This is a genomic window from Brucella tritici (assembly GCF_902825325.1).
Classification (GTDB): Bacteria; Pseudomonadota; Alphaproteobacteria; order Rhizobiales; family Rhizobiaceae; genus Brucella.
Genome location: NZ_CADEAR010000011.1, coordinates 151,054 through 175,631, shown reverse-complemented (window position 1 = coordinate 175,631; position 24,578 = coordinate 151,054). Strand labels below are relative to the sequence as shown.

Below are 24,578 nucleotides of genomic sequence, written 5' to 3'. Positions count from 1 at the left end.
TTTATCAGCGATTGCTATATGCGCTTGAAGCGGGCCGCGAAGAAGCCGTCCATGCCAGCCATTTGCGGATTGCCCTCAAAACGATCCGGCGGCAGGTCTGCCGGAGTGGATCGTAGAAAACCTTCCGCCGTCACCAACCCATCCAATCCGGCGCAATCCTGCTCCGTAATCGGGAAAGGCTCCAGCAGCGGATTTTCCGCCGCCTTGCGGGCCATTTCCTCGCCTTCGAGCGGATGCAGCGAACAATTGGAAAAGACGATTACGCCGCCGGGTTTGACCAGAGTAGCTGCGTGGGCCAAAAGCTTGCCCTGAAGTTCCGCGAGTTTTGCAATGTCCTGCGGCGTCTTGGTCCACGGCACGTCCGGGTGACGGCGCACCGTGCCGGTGGAAGAGCACGGCGCATCCAGAAGCACGGCGTCGAACAGTTCGTCCGGCTGGAAATCCATCAGATTGGTGGCGACGGTCTTCGCCTCGAAACCGAGCCGTTCCAGGTTGCCACGCAGGCGCTTGAGCCGGTTTTCGGACAGGTCGAGCGCAGTCACGTCGGCGCCCTGAAGCACAAGCTGCGCGGTCTTGCCGCCGGGGGCGGCGCACAGGTCGGCAACCCGTTTGTCCTTGATATCACCCATCAGGCGCGCAGGCAGGCTCGCGGCCACATCCTGCACCCACCAGTCGCCCTCGGCAAAGCCGGGCAGGTCGGTGAGATTACCCTCAACCGTTTGCAGGCGCACCGAACCATTGGGCAATGCTACGCCGCCGAGCTTTTCGGCCCACGCCTTTGCGTCGCCCTTGACCGTGAAATCGATCGGCGGCTCATAGGCATGCATGGCGAGAATGGCTGCTGCTTTTTCCGCGCCATAGGCGTCGGTGATGCTTTTGGCAAACCACTCCGGCACATTGGTTTCGGGCTCAAGCGTGTGGGCGAGAGCACGTTCCTTGTTGCGCGAAAGGCGACGCAGCAGTGCATTGACGAGACCGGCATATTTGCGGTTGCGCGGATCGTTGTTCGCCGCTTCCACCGCAAGATCGACCGCCGAATGGTCGGGCAGGTTCAGATAGAAAATCTGCGCGATGGCGACATGCAGAAGATGCTTCAGCGCCACGGCATTTTCCGGCAATGGCCGGTCGAGCCGCTTGTTGATGGCGCGTTCGATGCTGCCGCGATTGCGCAGCGCAGAACCCAGAATAGCGCGAACCAGTGCGCGGTCGCGCGGCTCCAGCGCCAGATATTGCGGATGACCGTGGGTATTGTCGGTCAGGCCGTCAAGCGAGGTGTTCTTTTCAATCACCGCGCCAAGCAGCCGCGCCGCAGTCAGGCGCGCGGCTAGACCGGGGCGCAGCTCTGCAGCGCTGTTGTTGGATTGTGGCTTTTTGTTTCCACGCTTCGGCGCGGGCTTTTTATCGTTCACACTGTTCTGCTTTATCAGATGATGTCTGTTTAAGCATGATCTTGTCCGATCGAAGCGGGATCAGAAAACAGTCCAGTGGACTGTTTTCTCCGCGTAGGCGGTTCCCACTTTTCGGGATCATGCTCTATGACCACGGCCCTCGATAACCGGAACCGCCATTGCTGTTACTACCTGCATTACCCCATGGACCACTGCTTTGGGAAGGGGCAGCGGCACGCGGTGTCATTCCAGCGGAGCGGATGCCCATTTCGGCAGCCATCTGTTCCAGTGCTGCAATACGGTTGTCGGTGTCGGGATGTGTCGAGAAAAGATTGTCCGCTCCACGCCCGCTCAAGGGATTGATGATGAACATATGCGCGGTCGCGGGGTTGTGTTCGGCTTCCTCGTTCGGGATGGCCTTGGCTCCGCGCGCGATCTTGCCCAGCGCCGAGGACAGCCACAGCGGATTGCCGCAGATTTCCGCGCCGCGCTTGTCGGCGGCATATTCGCGGGTGCGGCTGACGGCCATCTGTACGATCATCGCGGCAAAGGGAGCGACGATCATGGCAAGAATGGTGCCGACGACGCCCATGATGCCGTTGCCGTTCTCGCGGTTGCCGCCAAGGAAGAAAGCAAAATTGCCGAGCATGGATATGGCACCGGCAAGGGTTGCCACGATTGTCATGGTCAGCGTGTCGCGGTTCTGGACGTGTGCCAGCTCATGCGCCATCACGCCAGCGACCTCTTCCGGCGTCAGGCGGTTGAGGAGCCCGGTTGTGGCTGCAACGGCAGCATTTTCGGGATTGCGGCCTGTGGCAAAAGCGTTCGGCTGGTCTTCGTGGATGATATAGACTTTCGGCATGGGAAGGCCCGCATTGGCGGCAAGGCCGCTCACCATGCGGTAATAGTCCGGCGCGCTGCGCTCGTCCACTTGCTGCGCATTGTACATGCGCAGCACCATCTTGTCGGAGTTCCAGTAGCCGAACAGGTTCATGGCGACTGCAATCACAAGCGCAATCATCATGCCGCCGCCACCGCCCAGCAAATAGCCGATGCTCATGAACATGACCGTCATGAGGGCGATCAGCATGGCAGTTTTTGTCATATTCATCCGTGGCGGTCTCCAAATCTTAGGCTACATGACCCGCAAGGGTTTTGCACCAGATACCTTTCTGCCTATATGATGGGTATGAACAGGCTTCGCTTCAATAATGGGAGCTGATGCAGCCAACAGGAATGTGATCGATGAGCGAAAAAACCGAAGCAACCCAAAGCCCGGAAAACGTAGACAAGCGCACGTTCGAAGACCTGCCGCCTGCTGCCCAGCGCGCGCTGAAGGAAGCCGAGGCGCGCCGCTTAGCTGAAAAGGCAAACGAAGCACCCCGCGAAATCGGCGGACGCGGCGGCAAGGATCCAGCCCGTTTCGGCGATTGGGAGATAAAGGGTCGGTCGATCGATTTCTGATTATCCTGTGAGGATCGATTATCGATGCTGGTAAAAGCAATCTCGATCGTCGCTCCAAGCGGTCGCCGAATAGCGTCTGGGGAGAAAACCCTGGAGGTGAGACGCTGGGTTCCCAATCTCAATGCAGGCGAAGATTTGCTGATTGTCGAGAATCAGCGGTTTCTGGAGAAAGATGGCGATTACGATCCGGATGGCTATGCGGTAGCACTGGTCCGGATTGGTCGTGTTCGGCCCTTTACACGTGACGATATGAAAGCGGCTTGTGCCTCATATTTCGAAGATGGTTGGCTGGCTTGGGAGATCACCCATATGCGTCCGCTTGAAAAAATATTTCAGGTCGTTGCGGCGCGGAAAATCTATTCGATAGATGTCGAAAGCGAATGTCTAATCGCAATGTGAAAAGGCCGGGAACTTCCCGGCCTTTTTGTTTGTCACTTCTTGTTCTGGCGATTTTCGATCAAATCGTCCACGACGCCCGGATCAGCCAGCGTCGAGGTATCGCCCAGTGCACCAAACTCGTCTTCGGCGATCTTGCGCAGGATGCGGCGCATGATCTTGCCCGAGCGGGTTTTCGGCAGGCCCGGCGAGAACTGTATCTTGTCCGGCGTGGCGATAGGACCGATCTCCTTGCGCACGTGCTGGGTCAGTTCCTTGCGTAGCGCATCTTCGTCCTGAACGGCCTCGCCGGTCATCAGCGTGACATAGCAATAGATGCCCTGTCCCTTGATCGGATGCGGATAGCCTACGACAGCGGCTTCTGAAACCGAGTGATGCGAGACGAGTGCCGATTCGATTTCCGCCGTGCCGAGGCGGTGGCCGGAAATGTTGAGCACGTCGTCGACGCGACCCGTGATCCAGTAATAGCCGTCTTCGTCGCGACGGCAGCCGTCGCCGGTGAAGTACTTGCCCTTATAGGTCGAGAAATAAGCTTCGATGAAGCGCCCGTGATCGCCGTAAAGCGTGCGCATCTGGCCTGGCCAGCTGTCGATGATGCAGAGATTACCGTCCACGGCACCTTCAACCACGGCACCTTCATTGTCCACCAGTTCCGGCTTGATACCGAAGAAAGGACGCGTTGCCGAACCCGGCTTGAGGTCCGTTGCGCCGGGCAGCGGGGTGATGAGAATGCCGCCGGTTTCCGTCTGCCACCATGTATCGACAATCGGCGACCGCTGGTCACCAACGACGTTGTAATACCATTCCCAGGCTTCCGGATTGATCGGCTCGCCGACCGAGCCGAGCAGGCGTAGCGTCGAGCGCGACGAGCGGGTGACGAATTCATCGCCGGCGCCCATCAGGGCGCGGATGGCCGTCGGGGCCGTGTAGAAGATGTTGACGTGATGCTTGTCGACGACTTCCCAGAAACGTCCCTGATCGGGGAAGTTGGGCACGCCCTCGAACATCAATGTCGTCGCGCCGTTGGCCAGTGGGCCGTAGACGATATAGGAATGGCCCGTCACCCAGCCCACATCCGCCGTGCACCAGTAAATGTCGCCGTCATGATAGTCGAAGACATATTGGTGCGTCATCGATGCATAGACGAGATAGCCAGCCGTCGTGTGCAGCACGCCCTTCGGCTTGCCGGTCGAGCCGGAGGTATAGAGGATGAAGAGCGGGTCTTCCGCATTCATCGGTTCCGGGTCGCAGGTCGGTTCGACGCTCGCGACTTCCTGATGATACCAGAGGTCGCGACCCGGTCCCCAGCTCACCTTGCCGCCGGTGCGGCGCACGGTGAGAACCTTGTTGACCATGACATATTGCTTGGCAGCAATGTCGATGGCGGTATCGGTGTTTTCCTTCAGCGGAACCGGCTTGCCGCCGCGCACGCCTTCATCGGCCGTGATGACGAAAGTGGATTCGCAGTCGACGATACGACCGGCCAGTGCCTCCGGCGAGAAACCGGCGAAGACGACCGAGTGCACAGCGCCGATGCGCGCGCAGGCCAGCATCGCATAGGCCGCTTCCGGGATCATCGGCAGATAGATCGTGACGCGGTCGCCCTTTTTCACGCCGTGCTTCTTCAGCACATTTGCGAGGCGGCAGACATTCTCATGCAGTTCGCGATAGGTGATCTTCTTGTCGATATAGGGATTGTCGCCTTCCCAGATGATGGCGACTTGATCGCCACGGCTCTTCAGGTGGCGGTCAATACAGTTATAGGAAACGTTGGTAACGCCGTCCTCATACCATTTGATGGACACGTCGCCGTTGAAATCGGTGTTCTTGACCTTGGTGAAAGGCTTGAACCAGTCGATGCGTCGTCCGTGCTTTGCCCAGAAGCTGTCCGGGTCGCTCACGCTTTCCTGATACCATTCAAGATAAGTTGCGTTGTCGATGAGCGTGTTTCTCTTTGCCTCGGCAAGGACCGGGTAAAGCTTTTCCGACATGATTTCCTCCTTCAGCATTCCGCGAGCCGGACGATATCCCGCTCGTATAAATGCACCCAAAAACTGACCGGCACCTCCCGCCGGATGAGACGGCTTGCCGTGAAAGGCGAGACCATCGGGTGCCCTGTCTACCTTCCATTGCGGGCAAGGTAAATTAGACAATCGGCGCGTCTATGATCCACAATGACGCATCGTCAGAAATGGCAACTGGCAGCACTCGCTGCTGACTGATGCTAATATATTGTTTTTACAGTTTAAAAACCATTTAGAGTGATTATCTCCTATTCAGGAGCCTGACAATAAGGCTCTTCACAAAAAGGGGAAATCGCCATGACGACGTCCGCTTTGAACGCAAAGTCAGCCTTTGAACTCCAGCTCGCCGGTTATGGTCTGACGACGGCGAAAGTTTTCTACCACTTGCCCGATCATCCGCATCTGCTGCAGCTTTTCGTCTGGCAGGATTATGATCTGGCGCCCGATTTTCCGGTGCTCAATCACTTCATCGAATTCTGGAATCGGGAGATTGACGGGCCGTTGCATTCGGTCAGCTACACGCATTTCCGGCTGCTTGGCCCCTCGGACTGGAGGAGTGTGCAGGGCGAGATCGTCCTGCACTAATATAGGTGATGGACAAAGGATTCAGGCGGGGGCGGTATAGCTCCGCCCGCCGAAGATGGCCGAGCCGACACGCACCGATGTCGCGCCGAAACCGATGGCGGTCTCGTAATCGCCCGACATGCCCATGGAAAGCTTTTCGACCTGTGCCTCGCGGGCGAGCTTTTCCAGAAGCGCGAAATGGGGGCCGGGATTTTCATCCGCAGGCGGGATGCACATCAACCCCTCGATGGCGAGACCATGTTCCTTGCGGCAGCGCTCGACAAAGGCGACGGCATCTTTGGGCGCAATGCCGGCCTTCTGTTCTTCAAGTCCGGTATTTACCTGCACGTAAAGCTTCGGGGCCTTGCCCTGCTTTTTGATCTCGCTGGCCAAGGCGGCTGCGATCTTTTCGCGGTCGACGGTTTCGATGACATCAAAAAGAGCGACGGCGTCGGCGGCCTTGTTGGATTGCAGCGGGCCGATCAGATGCAGTTCGATGCCGGAATAATCCTCGCGCAGTCGGGGCCATTTGGCTTGTGCTTCCTGTACGCGGTTTTCACCGAAGACGCGCTGGCCCGCGTCGAGTGCCGGGCGGATTTCTTCCGCATCGAAGGTTTTCGACACTGCGACGAGTGTAACGGAACCCTTGTCGCGCTGTGCTTCCTGTTCGGCATTGGCGATTGCGGCCTTGACCGTGTTCAGGTTCGCTACGATATCTGACATGAAACTCTCGCTTTCAGGCTTTTCATCCGCAAAAGGTTGACGCTTTCGCCAATACGTGGTGAAGGTCGCCATTAAACATCGACTCTCCTTATTGCATCACCTTCGTACGAGTAAATACGGTCATGGCAGCCGAACGTTATAATCCGCGCGTGGCGGAAGCTCATTGGCAGAAAGTCTGGGAAGAAGACCGGACCTTCGAAACCGACAATAGCGACAGCCGCGAGAAATATTATGTGCTCGAGATGTTCCCCTATCCGTCGGGGCGCATCCATATGGGCCATGTGCGCAACTATGCGATGGGTGACGTTGTCGCCCGTTACAAGCGTGCCAAGGGTTTCAACGTGCTTCATCCGATGGGATGGGATGCGTTCGGCATGCCTGCGGAAAACGCGGCGATGCAGAATAAGGTTCACCCGAAGGAATGGACCTACCAGAACATCGCCACGATGCGCAGCCAGCTCAAGTCGATGGGCCTTTCGCTCGACTGGGCGCGTGAATTCGCGACCTGCGACGTGGAATATTATCATCGTCAGCAGATGCTGTTCATCGACCTTTTCGAAAAAGGTCTGGTGACGCGCAAGACCTCCAAGGTCAACTGGGACCCGGTCGACAACACCGTGCTCGCCAACGAGCAGGTGGTGGATGGCCGCGGCTGGCGTTCGGGTGCGCTGGTCGAACAGCGCGAACTGACGCAATGGTTCTTCAAGATCACCGATTTCAGCGAGGAATTGCTGGCCGGTCTCGACACGCTCGACCAGTGGCCGGAAAAGGTTCGCCTGATGCAGCGCAACTGGATCGGCAAGTCGGAAGGCCTGCAGGTCCGTTTTGCGCTGGACGGCAATACCGCGCCTGCCGGTTTCTCGGAAATCGAAGTCTATACGACCCGTCCGGACACGCTGTTCGGTGCGGCTTTCGTGGCTATTTCCGCCGATCATCCGCTGGCGAAGAAGCTGGCTGAAGACAATGCTTCGCTTTCCGGCTTCATCGAGGAATGCCATCACCATGGAACATCGCTGGCAGCGCTTGAAACGGCAGAAAAGAAGGGCTTCGACACCGGCGTCAAGGTCAAGCACCCGTTCGACGAGAACTGGGAACTGCCGGTCTATGTCGCCAATTTCGTCCTGATGGAATACGGCACGGGCGCAGTGTTCGGCTGCCCGGCGCACGATCAGCGCGACCTGGATTTCGCCAACAAGTACAAATTGAAGGTTACGCCTGTCGTTCTGCCGAAGGGTGAAGACGCGGCAAGCTTCAGCATTGGTGAAACGGCCTATACCGACGACGGCCTGATGATCAATTCACGCTTCCTCGACGGCATGACGCCGGAAGCGGCCTTCAATGAAGTGGCCAATCGTCTGGAAAAGACCAGCCTCGGCAATAGCCCGCAGGCTGAGCGCAAGGTGCAGTTCCGTCTGCGTGACTGGGGCATTTCGCGCCAGCGCTACTGGGGCTGCCCGATTCCAATGATCCATTGCGAAAGCTGTGGCGTCAATCCGGTGCCGCGCGCCGATCTGCCGGTCAAGCTGCCGGACGATGTCGAGTTCGACCGTCCGGGTAATCCGCTCGACCGTCACGCGACCTGGCGTCATGTGAAGTGCCCGAAATGCGGTGCTGATGCGCGCCGTGAAACCGATACGATGGACACGTTCGTCGATTCGTCCTGGTACTATGCCCGCTTTACGGCACCATGGGAAAACGAGCCGACCGACCGCAAGGTTGCCGATCACTGGCTGCCGGTCGATCAGTATATCGGCGGTATCGAACACGCGATCCTGCATCTGCTCTATTCGCGTTTCTTCACCCGTGCGATGAAGGTCGCCGGTCACGTCGGCATCGATGAGCCGTTCAAGGGCCTGTTCACGCAGGGCATGGTTGTGCACGAGACCTACAAGGCCAATGGCCAGTGGGTAGCGCCTGCCGATATTCGTATTGAGGAAACCGACGGCAAGCGCAGCGCGACCTTGCTCTCGACAGGCGAGCCGGTGGAAATCGGTTCCATCGAGAAGATGTCGAAGTCGAAGAAGAATGTTGTCGATCCCGATGACATTATCGCTTCCTACGGTGCCGATACGGCGCGCTGGTTCATGCTGTCTGATTCGCCGCCCGAGCGTGACGTGATCTGGACGGAAGCCGGTGCTGAAGGCGCCCATCGTTTTGTGCAGCGCGTCTGGCGTCTGGTGGCGGAAGCCGCCGAACATCTGAAGGACGTTGCGCCCAAAACCGGGACGCAGGGCGAAGCCCTTGTCGTTTCCAAGGCTGCGCACAAGGCGGTCAAGGCTGTCGGCGACGATATCGAGAAGCTCGCCTTCAACCGTGGCGTCGCCCGTCTTTACGAGCTGGTCAATACGGCTGCTGCTTCCCTGCAGCAGGTGGCTTCGGGCAATGCGGATGACGAGTTGAAGAGTGCTGTCCGTGACGTCACCGAAAAGCTCATCCTGATGCTGGCGCCGATGATGCCGCATCTGGCTGAACAGTGTCTGGCTGTGCTGGGCGGCAAGATTGCCGGTCGTGAAACATTGGTTGCCCGCAGCGCCTGGCCGGAATTCGATCCGGCATTGGTGGTGGAAAACGAGATCGTTATGCCGGTGCAGATCAACGGCAAGAAGCGTGGGGATTTGACAATCGCCCGCGACGCTGATCAATCTAGCATCCAGCAGGCGGTGCTCGAACTTGACTTCGTCAAGGCTGCGCTCAATGGAGGCTCGCCGAAGAAGGTTATCGTGGTGCCGCAAAGGATCGTCAATGTCGTTGCCTGACCGCTTTTTCTCTGCAATCAAAGCCTTCCGCGTTGCGTTTTTCGCGCTCGGAGCTGCGGTGCTGATGGCTGGATGCACCGTGCAGCCGCTTTATTCCTCCGGCGGTGGTGCCGGTGGAACCATAGGCGGCAGCGTGACACCGGACATGCGCACCAAGCTTGCTTCGGTGGCCATCGATCCGGCTGGCGATGTGTTTCAGCAGCAGGTCCGCAATCGCCTGATCTTCCTGCTCGGCGGCGGTGCCGGTGAGCCGGCCAACCCGACCTATCGGCTCGGTCTCGGTCTGAGCAGCTATACGCTTGCGGCCGTAAGCGTCGATATTGGCGATCAGACCGACCGTACGGGCCGTCCATCGTCCGGTATCGTCAAGGCAACGTCGAATTTCGTGTTGCGTGACAAGGATGGCAAGCCGCTTGCCACTGGTACCCGCACGGTTGGCGCTTCCTTTGACCGTCCGCGTCAGGAATTCGCAAATCTGCGTGCCGAACGCGATGCGCGCAAGCGTGCGGCGGAAGAACTGGCCGAACAGATATTCCTCGCTCTGGCGATGAAAATGTCAAAGCTCTGATTTCGGCTTGATGCCGATTGTTCCAAAAGGCGGTGCGGGTTCGTGCCGCCTTTTGTCTTTGTACCAGAGGGATCATGCGTCTCGTTTCGTTTACAGCCAAAGGCTATCGCTCGCTGCGTTCCGTGCGGTTCGACCTCGGGCAGGTGACGGTTTTTGTCGGCGAGAACGGTGCTGGAAAATCCAACCTCTATCGGGCGCTGCAACTGGTGAAGGCCGCTGCCGAGGGCAATCTTTCGACAGAAGTGGTGCGCGAAGGCGGGATGCAATCGGCCATGTGGAGCGGCAATCGCCGCAAGCACGAAACGGCGCGTATCATTCTGGAAGCGGTTTTTGAAGACGAGCGACTGGCCTCGCGTCTTTCCTATCGTGTCGAGGCAGGTCTGCCGCCGCCGGTTTCCGGCGCCTTTCCCTTCGAGCCGCAGATCAAGGAAGAACAGCTCAATCTCGATACGGGCCGTCGCCCCGTCGATCTGATGGGCCGGCGCGGACCTGCGGCTTTCGCGCGGGACGGGGAAGGGCGGCGCATGGAGCACCCGGCGCGCCTGCTGACTTCGGAAAGCGGGCTGGCAGTGCTTGGGCAATCCGGCCATTATCCAGAGATAGGCGATCTTTCTGCGCAGATACGTGGCTGGCGCTTTTACCATGGTTTTCGAAGCGACCGTGATGCGCCGGTACGCCAGCCGTCCATAGCCGCAACTGCTGCGATGCTGGACGAGGACGGCGGCAATCTTGCCTCGGTCTTTGCGACGCTGGCGCATATCCGGCAGGATACGGTCGATCTCGATCGTCTGGTTGCCGACGCGCTGGAAGGCGCCAAGCTGGTTATTCCCTATCCGGACGAAACGGCGACTTTCGGTTTGAACTTTCCGGCTTTCCCGCCGCGGACATTTCGCCCCGGAGAATTGTCCGACGGACAGATTCGCCTGCTGGCTCTGGCGGGTGCGCTGCTCTCCTATCGCCTGCCGCCACTGATCGCGCTCAACGAGCCGGAGGCAAGCCTGCATCCCGATATGATCCCGTCACTTGCCCGAATGATCGCGCAGGCATCCGAACGCAGCCAGATATGGGTGGTGACCCATTCAGCCGCCCTTGCCAGCGCGATTACCGAGCACTGCGGCGCACGACCGATCCGGGTGAGCAAGCAGGACGGGGAAACGGTGCTGGAATAAAAAAAGGCGAGCCAATAGCCCGCCTTTCATTCGTCTGGCAAGGTCGCCGATCAGGCGATCTTCTGACCGGTTTTCGCCCAATCAGCGAGGAAGGTTTCGAGGCCCTTGTCGGTCAGCGGATGCTTGACCAGTGCCTTGAGCGTTGCCGGAGGTGCGGTCACGACATCGGCGCCGATGAGTGCTGCTTCCTTGACGTGATTGACGGTGCGAACCGAAGCGGCAAGAATTTCGGTGCGGAAATCATAATTGTCGTAAATCGTGCGGATTTCGGCAATCAACTCCATACCGTTGATGCCGGTATCGTCGAGACGGCCAATGAACGGCGAAATGAAGGTCGCGCCGGCCTTGGCTGCCAGAAGCGCCTGATTGGCCGAGAAGCAGAGCGTCATGTTGACCTTGTGGCCGTCAGACGACAGAGCCTTACAGGCTTTCAGTCCGTCAAGGGTTACAGGCAGCTTGATGCAGATATTGTCAGCGATCTTGGAGATGACGGCAGCTTCCTTCATCATCTGCTCATATTCCGTCGCGGCAACCTCGGCAGAAACCGGGCCCTTGACGATGTTGCAGATTTCCTTGGTCACTTCGATAATGTCACGACCCGACTTCAGGATGAGGGACGGGTTGGTGGTCACGCCATCGACCAGCCCAAGGTCATTGAGCTCGCGGATTTCCTTGACGTCCGCAGTGTCCACGAAAAACTTCATAACAGCGTTCCTCCATAATGAGCGCGGGTGGATTTGAGGAATTTAAAACCATTTAATTCCCGGAAGGTGGCTTTTCTTTAGCGCAAAGCCGCGCCAAGGTCACGCGATCATGTCGAAAGATTCGCACGATATTGCAAACCCCATTTCTGGTCTGTTTCCGGAACTCGCACCACGGGTCGTTCCCGTGCTCGTGCCCATGCCCGCAGAGCGGCCTTATTCATATATGGTTCCGGAAGGGATGAACGTCCAGCCCGGATCGATCGTGCGCGTGCCGCTTGGACCTCGTGAGGTGGCAGGGATCGTCTGCGAGGGCGAGACCGATGCCGTTGATGCCAGAAAACTGCGGGAGATTTCCGAAGTTTTCGACTGCCCGCCGGTGGGGGGCGACATGCTGCGCTTCATGCGCTGGGCTGCGGACTACACGCTTTCACCACCCGGTATGGTGGCGCGTATGGTCCTGCGTGTGCCTGCCGCATTCGATCCCGAGCCATCAGTGCCGGGGCTTCGATATTCTGGCGGCGAGCCGGAGCGCATGACCGAGGCGCGGGCGCGGGTGATGGAGCTTGCCCGAGACGGGCTTGCATGGACCAGATCCGGCCTTGCCCATGCGGCGGGTGTCTCCATGACGGTCGTGGACGGGTTGAAGGCACAAGGCATTTTTGAAGAAGTCATGCTGCCGCCGCCAGCCGTGGTGGCAAAACCTGATATCGACTATGCGCGGGCCACGCTTTCAGAAGACCAGCAGGCGGCGGCTGAAATGCTGTCGGAAGCCGTGGAAGCCGGCTGTTTTTCGGTTTCGCTGCTCGACGGCGTGACCGGATCGGGCAAGACCGAGGTTTATTTCGAAGCCGTTGCCAAGGCGATTGAGCAAGGCAGGCAGGTGCTGATTCTCCTGCCTGAGATCGCGCTGACACAACAGTTTCTCGACCGGTTTCATGATCGTTTTGGGGCCAAGCCTGCCGAATGGCATTCCGACCTTGCTCCCCGCACCCGCGAACGTGTCTGGCGGCAGATTGCGGAGGGCACGGTGCGGGTTGTGGCAGGTGCGCGGTCGGCGCTTTTTCTGCCCTTCAAGGAACTGGGGCTGATCGTCGTCGATGAAGAACATGACCCGGCTTACAAACAGGAAGACCGGGTCTTCTACAATGCGCGCGACATGGCGGTGGTGCGCGGCCATATCAGCGGTTTCCCGGTGGTGCTGGCATCGGCCACGCCATCCATCGAAAGTCAGGTTAATGCCGAGCAGGGACGCTACAAGCGAATCAAGCTCTACGGTCGCTATGCGGAAGCGGCGTTGCCCGATCTGAAGACCATCGATATGCGGCGTTCGCCGCCGCCGCCTGGCCGGTTTCTGTCGCCCGCACTGACCGAAGCTGTCGGCAAGACGGTGGAACGCGGCGAGCAGGCGCTTTTGTTCCTCAATCGACGCGGTTATGCGCCTTTGACGCTATGCCGGGTTTGCGGTCATCGCTTCCAGTGCCCACAATGTTCGAGCTGGTTGGTGGAACATCGTTTTCGCGGTCAGCTCATGTGCCACCAGTGCGGCTATCATGAGCCGGTGCCGGAGGCTTGTCCCGAATGTGGTACGCTGGATCATCTGGTTGCCTGCGGGCCCGGTGTGGAGCGCATTGCAGAAGAAGTGGCGGCGACTTTCAGCGAAGCACGAATCATAGTTCTTTCGTCTGATATGGCAGGCGGCGTGAAGCGATTGCGGCTGGAACTCGACGCTATCGCAAAGGGCGAGGCGGATATCGTCATCGGCACGCAGCTTGTTGCCAAGGGGCACAACTTTCCCAACATGACATTGGTGGGCGTCGTGGATGCCGATCTGGGGCTTGCCAATGGCGATCCGCGCGCGGCTGAACGCACTTTCCAGTTGCTCAATCAGGTGACGGGACGTGCCGGCCGAACCGGTCGCAAGAGCCTCGGCCTCATCCAGACCTACCAGCCGGATCACCCGGTGATGCGGGCAATCGTCAGCGGCGATGCGGACGCATTCTATGCCCGCGAGATCGACGAGCGCGAACGCAGCGCTTTGCCGCCTTTCGGACGGCTTGCCGCGCTGATTATTTCAGCCGACAACCGGCCCGATGCCGAAAATCATGCGCGCGCGCTTCGTCGTGCAGCCCCTTCATCCCCGGAGATTTCCGTGCTCGGGCCTGCCGAGGCGCCGCTTGCGCTGGTACGGGGACGCCATCGTTTCCGCATTCTCGTGCACGGAACAAAACGCGCGGATATTCAAGGATTTATTCGCGTCTTGCTTGCCAACGGGCCGAAGGAAAAAGGCTCGATAAGAGTGCAGGTGGATATCGATCCGCAAAGCTTCCTTTGACATGCCCTTTAACAGGCCCTTTGACAGCCAAAGGCGTGGAAGATCGACGGAAATTCCGCTACAGATTTCCAGTTCGGTTTGATTGTGGGAAATGTTCTATCGGATTATCTCTCCGCATGTCTTGATCCCAAAACCGGTTCCCACTTTTGGGAGACATGCTTATACGGCAAGAAACGACGAGGGTAATTGCGATGGAATTCTATCTTCCTGCCACGACCGGAGAATGGCTTGCCTGGGGCTCTGCCGCCATCACGGCATTGGCCGGTCTTGTCATGCTTTTTGCGCCCGGCATAACGTTGAAGCTGCTGCGGCTCCAGCCGATCAACGGCCGTCCCGAAGGTTACGGTTCCGTCCGTGCGACGCTCGCCGGACCTTATCTCGGCGTGGGGCTCGGGTGCCTTATTTTCGCACAGCCGTTCCTCTGGGTGGTGCTGGGCTCCGTATGGGGATTTGCGCTGTTCGGACGCTTCATTTCGATGATGTCGGATGCGGCGGGCCGCAAGGGCGGACCGGCTGGGGGACGCGTCTATGGCAGTCTCGCAGCACTGGTGGAATTCGTGCTTGCAGCAGGTCCACTGCTTTACGCTTTCGGCTTCATTTCCTGATCGGAAACGGTGCCCTTCTGCACGTCAGGCGTGCAGGTTGTGTAACGGAAGGTCGCCTCGCCGGGGCAGATGCGACTTTTTTGACCGCGAAAGGCGGCAAATCTTACACAAAAGTGCCGGATTCGCGTGTTGCGAGTCCTGTTCGTCTATGCTAGACGGCAATCACATTTCGGTGTTGACGTGCTCGCGCGTCAGTGGTTTTCCGGAAACATTCAATAAAATCATCGGTTTGGCGTCCTGAACAAGATTGGGTCCCAAAAGGATGGTTTCAACGTAGAGAGCAGGTTGTTCGTGGCTGAAACGTCTTCGCTCATTTCAGGTGTCGCACAGCGTTACGCCGGATCTCTTTTCGAGCTCGCACTCGACGCGAAATCCGTTGCGGCTGTGGAAAAAGATCTTGACCGTTTCGAGGCGCTTCTGAGCGGAAGCGAGGACCTCAAGCGACTGATTTCCAGTCCGGTATTTTCTTCGGAAGATCAGCTTCACGCCATCGGCGCTCTCGCCGACAAGGCGGGCATCAAGGGTCTGGTCGGAAATTTCCTGCGCGTTGTCGCGCGGAACCGTCGTCTCTTCGCCCTCCCGGGCATCATCGCCGCTTTCCGCAAGATTGCTGCCGAACATCGCGGTGAAGTCTCCGCCGATGTCATCTCCGCGCACGAACTGAGTGCTGCGCAGCAGAACGAATTGAAGGCAACGCTGAAGGGCGTGGCCGGCAAGGACGTGACGATCAATGTCACCGTCGATCCGTCGATCCTCGGCGGTCTTATCGTCAAGATGGGTTCGCGTCAGATCGACACGTCCCTTCGCACTAAACTTTCTTCTCTCAAGCTTGCACTGAAAGAGGTCGGCTGATGGACATCCGCGCCGCGGAAATTTCCGCTATCCTGAAAGAGCAAATCAAGAACTTCGGCAAGGAGGCTGAGGTCTCCGAGGTCGGTCAGGTTCTTTCCGTTGGCGACGGTATCGCCCGCGTCTATGGTCTGGACAATGTCCAGGCCGGTGAAATGGTCGAATTCCCTGGTGGCATTCGCGGCATGGCGCTGAACCTTGAAAGCGACAATGTCGGCGTCGTTATCTTCGGTGCCGACCGTGACATCAAGGAAGGCGACATCGTCAAGCGTACCGGCGCAATCGTTGACGTTCCAGTCGGTCCCGGCCTGCTGGGCCGCGTTGTCGACGCTCTCGGCAACCCGATCGACGGCAAGGGCCCAATCGTTGCTACCGAGCGTCGCCGCGTCGACGTGAAGGCACCGGGCATCATTCCGCGCAAGTCGGTTCATGAGCCAATGTCGACCGGCCTCAAGGCTGTTGACGCTCTGATCCCGGTTGGCCGCGGCCAGCGCGAGCTGGTCATCGGTGACCGTCAGACCGGCAAGACTGCCATTATTCTCGACACCTTCCTGAACCAGAAGCCGATCCACGACAACGGCCCGGACAGCGAAAAGCTTTATTGCGTTTACGTTGCTATCGGCCAGAAGCGTTCGACCGTTGCCCAGTTCGTTAAGGTTCTCGAAGAACGCGGCGCTCTGGAATATTCGATCGTTATTGCGGCTACCGCTTCCGATCCGGCTCCGATGCAGTATCTCGCTCCGTTTGCGGGCTGCGCCATGGGCGAATATTTCCGCGACAACTCGATGCACGCACTGATCGGCTACGACGATCTGTCCAAGCAGGCTGTCGCTTACCGTCAGATGTCGCTTCTGCTCCGTCGTCCTCCGGGCCGCGAAGCTTATCCGGGCGACGTTTTCTATCTGCATTCCCGTCTTCTCGAACGCGCTGCAAAGCTCAACGACGAAAACGGCGCTGGCTCGCTGACGGCTCTGCCGGTCATCGAAACGCAGGGCAACGACGTTTCTGCCTTCATTCCGACCAACGTGATCTCGATCACCGACGGCCAGATCTTCCTCGAAACCAACCTGTTCTATCAGGGTATCCGTCCGGCTGTTAACGTCGGTCTGTCGGTTTCGCGCGTTGGTTCTTCGGCGCAGGTCAAGGCCATGAAGCAGGTTGCCGGTTCGATCAAGGGCGAGCTCGCCCAGTATCGTGAAATGGCCGCCTTCGCACAGTTCGGCTCGGATCTCGATGCCTCGACCCAGCGTTTGCTGAACCGTGGCGCACGTCTGACCGAGCTTCTCAAGCAGCCGCAGTTCTCGCCGCTCAAGACGGAAGAACAGGTTGCCGTGATTTACGCTGGCGTGAATGGCTATCTCGACAAGATCGCCGTCAACCAGGTCGGCAAGTTCGAAGCAGGTCTTCTTTCTTCGCTGCGCACCGAGCACAAGGATGTTCTCGATGCGATTCGCGACGAAAAGGCGCTCACCGACAACATCAAAGCAAAGCTCAAGGCAGCGGTCGACGCGTTCGCCAAGTCTTTCGCTTGAATTTTGTGACGGGATGAACGGATGCCTTCACTAAAGGATCTGAGAAACCGTATCGCCTCGGTCAAGGCGACGCAGAAAATCACCAAGGCGATGCAGATGGTCGCCGCGGCGAAGCTGCGCCGTGCCCAGGAAGCTGCGGAAGCCGCAAGGCCCTATTCGCAGCGCATGGGTGCCGTTCTCGCAAATATCGCGCAGAACGTAACCGGCGAAGATGCGCCGGCCCTGATGGCCGGTACGGGCAAGGACGACGTGCATCTGCTCGTCGTCTGCACCGCAGAACGTGGCCTTTGCGGCGGTTTCAACTCGCAGATCGCGCGTCTGGCGCGCGATCATGCCCGCAAGCTCCTTGCTGAAGGCAAGACGGTCAAGATCATCACGGTCGGCAAGAAGGGCGCAGATATTCTGCGTCGCGAGTTTGCCTCGCTGATTATCGACCACGTCAATTTGCGTGAAGTCAAGCAGCTCGCTTTTGTGCATGCCGACCAGATCGGCCACAAGGTGATCGAGCTGTTCGAACAAGGCGAATTTGATGTCTGCACCCTGTTCTATTCCGAATTCAAGTCGGTGATTGCACAGATTCCAACTGCACAGCAGATCATTCCGGCTTCGGCTGGCGATGTTGCGCAGGCGGACACTGCAGGCGATGCGATTTATGAGTACGAACCTGATCCTGCGGCGATCCTGTCGACGCTGATCCCACGCAATATTTCGGTCCAGATTTTCCGCGCTCTGCTGGAAAATGTGGCGGGCGAAATGGGCGCGAAGATGAGCGCGATGGACAATGCGACGCGTAACGCCGGTGACATGATCAACAAGTTGTCGATCACGTATAACCGTCAGCGTCAGGCCCAGATCACCAAGGAACTGATCGAAATCATTTCGGGCGCGGAAGCGCTCTAATCGGAAGGTAAAAGGATCGATGGCAAAAGCAGCGACCCCGAAAACTACCGCCGCGGCCGAAGCGAAGCCAGCAGCGGCGAAAGCTCCAGCCAAAAAGGCTCCAGCGAAGGCGGCAGCCGCCAAGTCTGGTGCAGCTCCCAAGGCTGCAACGACCGGCGCAGTAGGCAAGATCACTCAGGTCATCGGCGCTGTTGTCGACGTACAGTTCGAAGACGGTCAGCTCCCGCTGATCCTCAACGCTCTGGAAACCGACAACCTCGGCAGCCGTCTGGTTCTTGAAGTTGCACAGCACCTGGGCGAAAACACCGTTCGCACGATTGCTATGGACTCGACCGAAGGTCTCGTCCGTGGTCACGAAGTACGCGACACGGGCAACCCGATCATGGTTCCGGTTGGCGAAGAAACGCTTGGCCGTATTATGAACGTTATTGGTGAGCCAGTTGACGAAGCAGGTCCGATCAAGACCACTGCACGTCGCGCGATTCACCAGGAAGCTCCTGAGTACATCGAACAGTCGACTGAAGCTGAAATCCTGGTAACGGGCATCAAGGTCGTCGACCTTCTCGCTCCATACGCTAAGGGCGGCAAGATTGGTCTGTTCGGCGGCGCAGGCGTCGGCAAGACCGTTCTCATCATGGAACTGATCAACAACGTCGCCAAGGCGCACGGCGGTTACTCGGTATTCGCAGGCGTTGGTGAACGTACTCGTGAAGGTAACGACCTTTACCACGAAATGATCGAATCGGGCGTTAACAAGCTCGGTGGCGGTGAAGGTTCCAAGGCTGCACTCGTTTACGGTCAGATGAACGAGCCTCCGGGTGCGCGCGCTCGCGTTGCCCTGTCGGGTCTGACGGTTGCTGAAAACTTCCGTGACCAGGGCCAGGACGTTCTGTTCTTCGTGGACAACATCTTCCGCTTCACGCAGGCTGGTTCGGAACTTTCGGCTCTTCTCGGCCGTATTCCTTCCGCTGTGGGTTATCAGCCGACGCTGGCAACCGACATGGGTGCGATGCAGGAACGCATCACCACAACGACCAAGGGCTCGATCACCTCGGTTCAGGCAATTTACGTTCCTGCCGACGACTTGACCGACCCTGCACCAGCAACGTCGTTCGCTCACTTGGACGCGACCACCACGCTGAACCGTTCGATCGCTGAAAAGGGTATTTACCCGGCTGTGGATCCTCTCGAATCCACGTCGCGTATGCTCGATCCTATGATCGTTGGTGAAGAACACTACGCTGTAGCCCGTCAGGTTCAGTCGATCCTTCAGCGCTACAAGTCGCTTCAGGACATCATCGCCATCCTCGGCATGGACGAACTGTCGGAAGACGACAAGCTGACCGTTGCGCGCGCTCGTAAGATCGAACGCTTCCTGTCGCAGCCGTTCTTCGTTGCTGAAGTCTTCACCGGTTCGCCAGGCAAGCTGGTTGACCTCGCCGACACCATCAAGGGCTTCAAGGGCCTTTGCGCAGGTGAATACGATCATCTTCCAGAACCGGCTTTCTACATGGTCGGCTCGATTGAAGAAGCGATCGAAAAGGCGAAGAAGCTGGCAGCTGAAGCTGCGTGATGAAATGAATTTCCCGGTGGGCCGCAAGGCCCGCCGTGAAAGCCAATCATTTTGTTTAAGCATGATCTTTTCCGGAAGTCGTTTTCGGGCTCATGCTTTTGAATTCAAGTGAGAACCATGGCTCAAGCTTTCCAATTCGAACTCGTGTCGCCTGAACGGCTCCTGCTTTCCGCGCAGGTGACGGAAGTCGTCATTCCGGGTAGCGAAGGCTATCTGACGGCTCTCGCCGGTCATTCGCCGCTGATGACGACGATCATGCCGGGTGTCGTTTCGGTGAAGCTTGCCGACGGCAAGTCCGACTCCTACGTAGTCTTTGGCGGTTTCGCCGATATCACTCCGCAGGGCTGCACCGTTCTGGCCGAATCGGCGACCCATGTGGACGATATCGATCCGGCAGATATTCAGCGCCGTATCGATCATGCCCGCAAGGCTCTGGACGATGCTTCGTCGAACGAACACCGCACCAAGGCAGAAATCTTCCTGCATCAGCTGATGACGCTGCAGGGAACGATCATGCCAGCCTAATCGGCACCACCTATCGTTTTTTGGGAAAGCGGGCTTTGCCCGCTTTTTCTTTTTTGAGCGCATCCCGAAAAGTGTGAAACGGTTTTTGGAACAAGATGCGCGTAAAAACAAAAAGATAGAGCATTCCCAATGTTTCAATCGCAACGGGAAATGCTCCAGATCACCCGCTCCGCAGTGAATTTGTTCGCAGAACTGTCATATCGGCGCCAAATCCCATCACGCTTGCGTGAGTTCATGAAGTTCGCTTGAAAATAGTTCGCCAGCGATTTATCCAAATTCATAATCATTAGTTTACTAATATATAAGGCGATTGGCATGGATACGGCAGATCTCAAGGCTGAAATGATTAATGCCATGGCGAAAGTTAATCGCCGGCTTCGCACTGTTTTTGATGCGCGCGTGAAGGAACGCGGTCTGACGCTGGCCCGGGCGCGCACTCTGCTAGCCCTGATGGAACAGGAAGGTCTTTATCAGAAGGAACTGGCGGAAGCGTTGGAAATAGAGAATGCGACCATGGTGCGCCTGCTTGATGGTCTGGAGCGGCAGTCGTTCATTGAACGTCAGACTGTTCAGGGCGACCGTCGCGCGAAGCGGGTGGTGATGACGGCGGAAGGCAAGATTCTGGCTGAGCAGGTCGTGAAGCTTGCCGGTGACGTTCGCGAGGACCTTCTGGAAGGCGTGAGTGACGAGGAACTGAGCATTGCGCTCAACGTGCTTCGCAAAATGTCGGACTCGATGAACAAGACCCATTAATCGGGCTCGACGGTCCCTGCGATACCCAAAGCCGAAGTTCAAACTTCGGCTTTTTTTGTTTTGGAAATCACCGCTTCGTGAAGCGAAGTCTCGAAAGCAGACGTCTCCCGCCTTCTTTCGGTCGCAGCCTGGCGGTCCACTGGCATAGTCATCAATACTAGAAAACTCGGGCGGGGAGCGTTTGATATGCGTTATTCGTCTCAGGCTGTTATCGGCTTATGTGCTGTTCTGTCCATCGTTTCGGTGCAGGCACAGGATATGAAGCGTGGGACGCGCCATGCTTATACGCGCGCTTTGAATGGCGTGAACACTGATGACGGCCTGATTTTCGATACCAGTTCGGCTGCCGCGATGGATGTCCGAGATAATGAGCGGTCGCGACGGTCCTTGCGACAACGTTGATGGTTCTTGGATGCCCGGCGTCGAAAATCAGGGTGCAAGGGTACGAAGATACGCCATCAATTTGCTTGCCGTATCGCTCGCCTGCTCCGGTTGACGGGAGACGATCGCCTCGATCAGTGTCGCATGTGCATTGGCCGAGCCGGCTATGCCGGTCGACGGGCGAAGGCGGAACCAGAAACGACGGCTGTGGGTTTGCAGGGGGGCTGCGATGCGTGCGGCATAGGGATTGCTTGCTGCCGCTCCCAGAACAATGTCGAATGCCTTGTCGGCATCGAGAAACAGCGCCACATCCTCGTTCGGGATCGCCTGCCGCATGGCAGCAGCAGCGGCTTCAAGCCGTTCATAGTCGCGAGGGCTGCCGAAGCGTGCGGCGTCACGCGCCAGCACGCGCTCAACGCCTTCGCGGGCGTCCAGCACCTTGATGAAATCCTTCGGGTCGATGGCCGCAATGGCAATGCCGGAGCGCGGACGCACTTCCACAAGACCTTCCCAGGCGAGCCGTTGAATGGCCTCGCGCATGGGGGTGCGGCCCATGCCGGTGAGTTCGATCAGCGTGCGCTCGTTGACGACAGTGCCGGGTTCCAGTTCCAGCGTGACGATGGAACGTTCCAGAATACGATAGGCCTGCTCGGCGAGGCTTTCGCTGCCCCAGCTGTCCATGGTCGCCTGCGGCATGTTTGCCGGGCTCCGTGCCAGCGTGTCTCGAACGTTCGTTTCTTCCATGCCTGTCCATGCCTTGTGGTTACGACGATTGACATAGTTCAATCTTACAGATATATCTCTGATATATCAATATGATCTGATTTGAACTGGTCGTTCCCTAAATCAGCCTTTGTGGCTTTTTCAAGCGATGGCGAGTTTTCAGCACAGTGTCATTCCAAAAAATCGATGGACAGAGCCGGATGGCTGGCATTGAACATACTGCATGCCAATTGCCCGAAGCATCGACACTGTTCGGTTCGTTGGTCAATATTCTGGAATATGCGTAAAATAACCGGTGGGGAGCCGTCTAAGATGAAATCTGATCCGCAGGGTCAGCGGGATATTCTCATTGTTGGTGGCGGCATTGTCGGCGTCGCGACAGCTGCCTTGCTTGCCGAGGCGGGACGTCAGGTTCTGGTCATCGACAGAAGCGGTATTTGCGAGGAAACCAGTTCAGGTAATGCGGCGGCGCTTGCTTTCTCCGATATTCTGCCGCTGGCTTCCAAAGGCGTGATGCGCAAAGTGCCGGGCTGGCTGATGGACCCGCTCGGGCCTTTTTCGATCCGTCCCTCCTATTTTCCAAAAATGGTGCCGTGGCTTTATCGGTTCTGGCGCGCGAGCAGTGCGGATGCGCTGGCGAAAACAGCGATTGCACAGGCCGATATCATGCGTCTTGCCGGCAGCGAGATGATGGCGCTGATCGACAGGGCAGGGCTGCGCGACAGGCTGCGCGAAAATGGCAATCTGGAGCTTTATGAAAGTGAAGCCGAGCTTGCGGTCTCTCAGCCGGGCTGGGATGTCCGCGAGAAGGCGGGCATCGCCTATGAGCATGTGCGCGGCAACCGGCTTGCTGAATTGCAGCCGGGCTTGAGTCCGCGTTTCGTTGCTGGAACTTTCGTTCCTGGCTGGAAGAATGTCAGCGATCCCAAACTGTTCGGCAAGGCCATCTGGGCCTATGCCGAAAGCAAGGGCGCGCACTTCCTTCAGGCCAAGGTTGTGAATGCGCAGTCGGACAATGATAGGGCGAGTATTCGTCTGGAAGATGGGACCGAAATCAAGGCGGTGCATCTTGTCCTGATGGCCGGTGCATGGTCGCGCGACCTTGCCAAAGGATTTGGCGACGCGGTGCCGCTCGACACCGAGCGCGGCTATAATACGACATTGCCGGTCGGCAGTTTCGATGTGAAGCGACAGTTGACCTTCCCCGGCCACGGTTTCGTTGTCACGCCGATGGAAACCGGCTTGCGTGTCGGTGGTGCGGTGGAATTCGGCGGTCTCGACCTGCCGCCTAATTTCGCACGATCCGAAGCCATGCTGAAGAAAGCTTCCATGTTCCTGCCGGGTCTTCGCACCGAGGGCGGCCGGCAATGGATGGGCTATCGGCCGTCCATGCCGGATTCAGTGCCGGTTATCGGCAGGGCTTCGGCTGGCGGCAATATCTATTATGGCTTCGGCCACGGCCATCTCGGCCTCACGCAATCGGCTGCGACCGGGCGGCTTATCCGCGATCTCATCACGGGTGCCGTGCCTGCAATCGACATTGAACCTTTCAAGCCACAACGTTTTCGGAACTGACCATCATGGCAAGACATTCCTTCTTCTGCGTCGACGGACATACATGCGGCAACCCCGTGCGTCTGGTGGCAGGCGGCGGGCCGAACCTCGAAGGTTCGACCATGATGGAAAAGCGGGCGCATTTTCTCCGCGAGTATGACTGGATCCGTACCGGTCTCATGTTCGAGCCGCGCGGCCACGATATGATGTCCGGTTCCATCCTTTATCCGCCGACGCGCCCCGATTGCGATGTCGCTGTGCTGTTCATCGAAACGTCCGGCTGTCTGCCGATGTGCGGTCATGGCACCATCGGAACCGTGACGATGGCGATAGAGCAGGGTCTGGTGACGCCGAAGACGCCGGGCAAGCTCAATCTCGATACGCCTGCCGGTCTGGTGGCGATCGAATATGAGCAAAACGGCCAGTATGTCGAGCGGGTTCGTCTCACCAATGTTCCGGCTTTCCTTTATGCCGAAGGGCTGGAAGTTGACTGCCCCGACCTCGGAAACATCAAGGTCGATGTGGCTTATGGCGGTAATTTCTACGCTATCGTCGAGCCGCAAGAAAATTACACGGATATGGAAGATTATTCCGCTTTGCAGCTGATTGCATGGAGCCCGATCCTGCGCCAGCGGCTGAACGAGAAGTACAAGTTCCAGCATCCTCTGCTGCCCGATATCAACCGTCTGAGCCATATTCTGTGGACCGGCAAGGCGAAACATCAGGAAGCGCATGCCCGTAACGCAGTCTTCTACGGTGACAAGGCAATCGACCGTTCGCCATGTGGCACCGGTACGTCTGCGCGTATGGCGCAACTGGCCGCCAAGGGCAAATTGAAGCCTGGCGATGAGTTCGTGCATGAATCCATTATCGGGTCGCTTTTCCACGGCCGTGTCGAGCGTGCTACGGAAGTGGTAGGTCAGGACCGTACATTGCCGGCAATTATCCCTTCAATTGCTGGCTGGGCACGCATGACGGGATATAATACGATCTTTATCGATGATCGCGATCCCTTTGCACATGGGTTTACGGTCGCGTAAAGTGGGTATGGCTGGTAAATTTCATACTGGCTCCCAATTTTTTGGCTTTCGAGCC

23 protein-coding genes are annotated in these 24,578 nt (G+C 58.0%); 17 read left to right on the top strand and 6 right to left on the bottom strand.

Annotated elements, in window-relative coordinates; genetic code table 11:
- Positions 1-14: 14 nt before the first annotated feature.
- Together HWX93_RS16915 and htpX are read right to left on the bottom strand one after the other, a co-directional pair.
- Complete coding sequence (locus HWX93_RS16915) at positions 15-1,409, bottom strand: RsmB/NOP family class I SAM-dependent RNA methyltransferase (protein WP_109988969.1); 1,395 nt, start codon at positions 1,407-1,409, stop codon at positions 15-17.
- A 124-nt stretch (positions 1,410-1,533) separates the two neighbouring features.
- The gene (htpX, locus tag HWX93_RS16910) at positions 1,534-2,499 is read right to left on the bottom strand and encodes a zinc metalloprotease HtpX (protein ID WP_176038033.1); all 966 of its coding nucleotides are present in this window, start codon (positions 2,497-2,499) and stop codon (positions 1,534-1,536) included.
- Positions 2,500-2,633: 134 nt separating this feature from the next.
- On the opposite strand from htpX, the gene HWX93_RS16905 reads away from it, so the two are divergent.
- Together HWX93_RS16905 and HWX93_RS16900 are read left to right on the top strand one after the other, a co-directional pair.
- Entirely contained in the window at positions 2,634-2,852 is a 219-nt protein-coding gene (locus HWX93_RS16905) for a DUF1674 domain-containing protein (RefSeq protein WP_176038032.1), read from the top strand.
- 24 nt (positions 2,853-2,876) lie between these two features.
- Positions 2,877-3,251, top strand: coding sequence for an ASCH domain-containing protein (locus HWX93_RS16900; RefSeq protein WP_176038031.1), 375 nt, complete (start codon positions 2,877-2,879; stop codon positions 3,249-3,251).
- Positions 3,252-3,283: 32 nt separating this feature from the next.
- Here the strand turns inward: HWX93_RS16900 and acs are convergent, their stop codons facing one another.
- Positions 3,284-5,239 (bottom strand): acetate--CoA ligase, encoded by a 1,956-nt coding sequence (acs, locus tag HWX93_RS16895; RefSeq protein ID WP_109989048.1) that lies wholly within the window; start codon positions 5,237-5,239, stop codon positions 3,284-3,286.
- Positions 5,240-5,569: 330 nt separating this feature from the next.
- On the opposite strand from acs, the gene HWX93_RS16890 reads away from it, so the two are divergent.
- On the top strand, positions 5,570-5,857 hold the full coding sequence (locus tag HWX93_RS16890; RefSeq protein ID WP_176038030.1) for an usg protein: 288 nt from the start codon (positions 5,570-5,572) through the stop codon (positions 5,855-5,857).
- Between the two features lie 21 nt (positions 5,858-5,878).
- On the opposite strand, the gene HWX93_RS16885 is transcribed toward HWX93_RS16890, so the two are convergent.
- On the bottom strand, positions 5,879-6,559 hold the full coding sequence (locus tag HWX93_RS16885; RefSeq protein ID WP_176038029.1) for a YggS family pyridoxal phosphate-dependent enzyme: 681 nt from the start codon (positions 6,557-6,559) through the stop codon (positions 5,879-5,881).
- Positions 6,560-6,681: 122 nt separating this feature from the next.
- On the opposite strand from HWX93_RS16885, the gene leuS reads away from it, so the two are divergent.
- From leuS to HWX93_RS16870, 3 genes are all read left to right on the top strand, one after another.
- Positions 6,682-9,315, top strand: a complete 2,634-nt coding sequence (gene leuS / locus HWX93_RS16880; protein WP_109989041.1) for a leucine--tRNA ligase — start codon at positions 6,682-6,684, stop codon at positions 9,313-9,315.
- Positions 9,302-9,883: an LPS assembly lipoprotein LptE gene (gene lptE, locus HWX93_RS16875; protein ID WP_109989040.1), complete on the top strand. Its 582-nt coding sequence runs from the start codon at positions 9,302-9,304 to the stop codon at positions 9,881-9,883. Before leuS ends, lptE begins: the two co-directional genes overlap by 14 nt.
- A gap of 74 nt (positions 9,884-9,957) precedes the next feature.
- Positions 9,958-11,052: an AAA family ATPase gene (locus HWX93_RS16870; protein ID WP_176038028.1), complete on the top strand. Its 1,095-nt coding sequence runs from the start codon at positions 9,958-9,960 to the stop codon at positions 11,050-11,052.
- Between the two features lie 50 nt (positions 11,053-11,102).
- On the opposite strand, the gene fsa is transcribed toward HWX93_RS16870, so the two are convergent.
- Positions 11,103-11,756 (bottom strand): fructose-6-phosphate aldolase, encoded by a 654-nt coding sequence (fsa, locus tag HWX93_RS16865; protein WP_109989038.1) that lies wholly within the window; start codon positions 11,754-11,756, stop codon positions 11,103-11,105.
- Between the two features lie 109 nt (positions 11,757-11,865).
- On the opposite strand from fsa, the gene HWX93_RS16860 reads away from it, so the two are divergent.
- The 9 genes from HWX93_RS16860 to HWX93_RS16820 all read left to right on the top strand — a co-directional run bounded on the left by HWX93_RS16860 (position 11,866) and on the right by HWX93_RS16820 (position 21,227).
- Entirely contained in the window at positions 11,866-14,088 is a 2,223-nt protein-coding gene (locus HWX93_RS16860; protein ID WP_176038027.1) for a primosomal protein N', read from the top strand.
- Positions 14,089-14,279: 191 nt separating this feature from the next.
- The gene (locus HWX93_RS16855) at positions 14,280-14,693 is read left to right on the top strand and encodes a DUF4345 domain-containing protein (RefSeq protein WP_176038026.1); all 414 of its coding nucleotides are present in this window, start codon (positions 14,280-14,282) and stop codon (positions 14,691-14,693) included.
- Between the two features lie 291 nt (positions 14,694-14,984).
- Positions 14,985-15,545, top strand: a complete 561-nt coding sequence (locus HWX93_RS16850; RefSeq protein ID WP_012091258.1) for a F0F1 ATP synthase subunit delta — start codon at positions 14,985-14,987, stop codon at positions 15,543-15,545.
- The gene (gene atpA / locus HWX93_RS16845) at positions 15,545-17,074 is read left to right on the top strand and encodes a F0F1 ATP synthase subunit alpha (protein WP_109989035.1); all 1,530 of its coding nucleotides are present in this window, start codon (positions 15,545-15,547) and stop codon (positions 17,072-17,074) included. The genes HWX93_RS16850 and atpA overlap by 1 nt, the downstream gene beginning before the upstream one ends.
- A gap of 21 nt (positions 17,075-17,095) precedes the next feature.
- On the top strand, positions 17,096-17,974 hold the full coding sequence (locus HWX93_RS16840) for a F0F1 ATP synthase subunit gamma (RefSeq protein WP_061347969.1): 879 nt from the start codon (positions 17,096-17,098) through the stop codon (positions 17,972-17,974).
- A gap of 19 nt (positions 17,975-17,993) precedes the next feature.
- Entirely contained in the window at positions 17,994-19,547 is a 1,554-nt protein-coding gene (atpD, locus tag HWX93_RS16835; RefSeq protein WP_109989033.1) for a F0F1 ATP synthase subunit beta, read from the top strand.
- 117 nt (positions 19,548-19,664) lie between these two features.
- Positions 19,665-20,072: a F0F1 ATP synthase subunit epsilon gene (locus HWX93_RS16830; protein WP_109989032.1), complete on the top strand. Its 408-nt coding sequence runs from the start codon at positions 19,665-19,667 to the stop codon at positions 20,070-20,072.
- A gap of 315 nt (positions 20,073-20,387) precedes the next feature.
- Positions 20,388-20,825, top strand: a complete 438-nt coding sequence (locus HWX93_RS16825; protein ID WP_176038025.1) for a MarR family winged helix-turn-helix transcriptional regulator — start codon at positions 20,388-20,390, stop codon at positions 20,823-20,825.
- 186 nt (positions 20,826-21,011) lie between these two features.
- The gene (locus tag HWX93_RS16820; protein WP_176038024.1) at positions 21,012-21,227 is read left to right on the top strand and encodes a hypothetical protein; all 216 of its coding nucleotides are present in this window, start codon (positions 21,012-21,014) and stop codon (positions 21,225-21,227) included.
- Positions 21,228-21,254: 27 nt separating this feature from the next.
- Here the strand turns inward: HWX93_RS16820 and HWX93_RS16815 are convergent, their stop codons facing one another.
- Positions 21,255-21,902, bottom strand: a complete 648-nt coding sequence (locus HWX93_RS16815) for a GntR family transcriptional regulator (RefSeq protein WP_235969127.1) — start codon at positions 21,900-21,902, stop codon at positions 21,255-21,257.
- Positions 21,903-22,241: 339 nt separating this feature from the next.
- Here HWX93_RS16815 and HWX93_RS16810 point away from each other — a divergent pair, with 339 nt between their 5' ends.
- Positions 22,242-23,504 (top strand): NAD(P)/FAD-dependent oxidoreductase, encoded by a 1,263-nt coding sequence (locus tag HWX93_RS16810; RefSeq protein ID WP_176038022.1) that lies wholly within the window; start codon positions 22,242-22,244, stop codon positions 23,502-23,504.
- 5 nt (positions 23,505-23,509) lie between these two features.
- A complete protein-coding gene (locus tag HWX93_RS16805; protein WP_176038021.1) occupies positions 23,510-24,523 on the top strand; it encodes a 4-hydroxyproline epimerase in 1,014 nt (337 codons plus the stop codon).
- The last annotated feature ends 55 nt before the right edge of the window (positions 24,524-24,578 follow it).

Coding starts and splice junctions, on each gene's coding strand:
- HWX93_RS16830 (WP_109989032.1), top strand. CDS start 19,665: ATGGCTCAAGCTTTCCAATTCGAACTCGTGTCGCCTGAACGGCTCCTG.
- fsa (WP_109989038.1), bottom strand. CDS start 11,756: ATGAAGTTTTTCGTGGACACTGCGGACGTCAAGGAAATCCGCGAGCTC.
- htpX (WP_176038033.1), bottom strand. CDS start 2,499: ATGAATATGACAAAAACTGCCATGCTGATCGCCCTCATGACGGTCATG.
- acs (WP_109989048.1), bottom strand. CDS start 5,239: ATGTCGGAAAAGCTTTACCCGGTCCTTGCCGAGGCAAAGAGAAACACG.
- HWX93_RS16855 (WP_176038026.1), top strand. CDS start 14,280: ATGGAATTCTATCTTCCTGCCACGACCGGAGAATGGCTTGCCTGGGGC.
- HWX93_RS16805 (WP_176038021.1), top strand. CDS start 23,510: ATGGCAAGACATTCCTTCTTCTGCGTCGACGGACATACATGCGGCAAC.
- atpA (WP_109989035.1), top strand. CDS start 15,545: ATGGACATCCGCGCCGCGGAAATTTCCGCTATCCTGAAAGAGCAAATC.
- HWX93_RS16820 (WP_176038024.1), top strand. CDS start 21,012: ATGCGTTATTCGTCTCAGGCTGTTATCGGCTTATGTGCTGTTCTGTCC.
- HWX93_RS16870 (WP_176038028.1), top strand. CDS start 9,958: ATGCGTCTCGTTTCGTTTACAGCCAAAGGCTATCGCTCGCTGCGTTCC.
- HWX93_RS16905 (WP_176038032.1), top strand. CDS start 2,634: ATGAGCGAAAAAACCGAAGCAACCCAAAGCCCGGAAAACGTAGACAAG.
- HWX93_RS16900 (WP_176038031.1), top strand. CDS start 2,877: ATGCTGGTAAAAGCAATCTCGATCGTCGCTCCAAGCGGTCGCCGAATA.
- HWX93_RS16840 (WP_061347969.1), top strand. CDS start 17,096: ATGCCTTCACTAAAGGATCTGAGAAACCGTATCGCCTCGGTCAAGGCG.
- HWX93_RS16810 (WP_176038022.1), top strand. CDS start 22,242: ATGAAATCTGATCCGCAGGGTCAGCGGGATATTCTCATTGTTGGTGGC.
- HWX93_RS16860 (WP_176038027.1), top strand. CDS start 11,866: ATGTCGAAAGATTCGCACGATATTGCAAACCCCATTTCTGGTCTGTTT.
- lptE (WP_109989040.1), top strand. CDS start 9,302: ATGTCGTTGCCTGACCGCTTTTTCTCTGCAATCAAAGCCTTCCGCGTT.
- HWX93_RS16815 (WP_235969127.1), bottom strand. CDS start 21,902: ATGCCGCAGGCGACCATGGACAGCTGGGGCAGCGAAAGCCTCGCCGAG.
- HWX93_RS16825 (WP_176038025.1), top strand. CDS start 20,388: ATGGATACGGCAGATCTCAAGGCTGAAATGATTAATGCCATGGCGAAA.
- atpD (WP_109989033.1), top strand. CDS start 17,994: ATGGCAAAAGCAGCGACCCCGAAAACTACCGCCGCGGCCGAAGCGAAG.
- HWX93_RS16885 (WP_176038029.1), bottom strand. CDS start 6,559: ATGTCAGATATCGTAGCGAACCTGAACACGGTCAAGGCCGCAATCGCC.
- leuS (WP_109989041.1), top strand. CDS start 6,682: ATGGCAGCCGAACGTTATAATCCGCGCGTGGCGGAAGCTCATTGGCAG.
- HWX93_RS16890 (WP_176038030.1), top strand. CDS start 5,570: ATGACGACGTCCGCTTTGAACGCAAAGTCAGCCTTTGAACTCCAGCTC.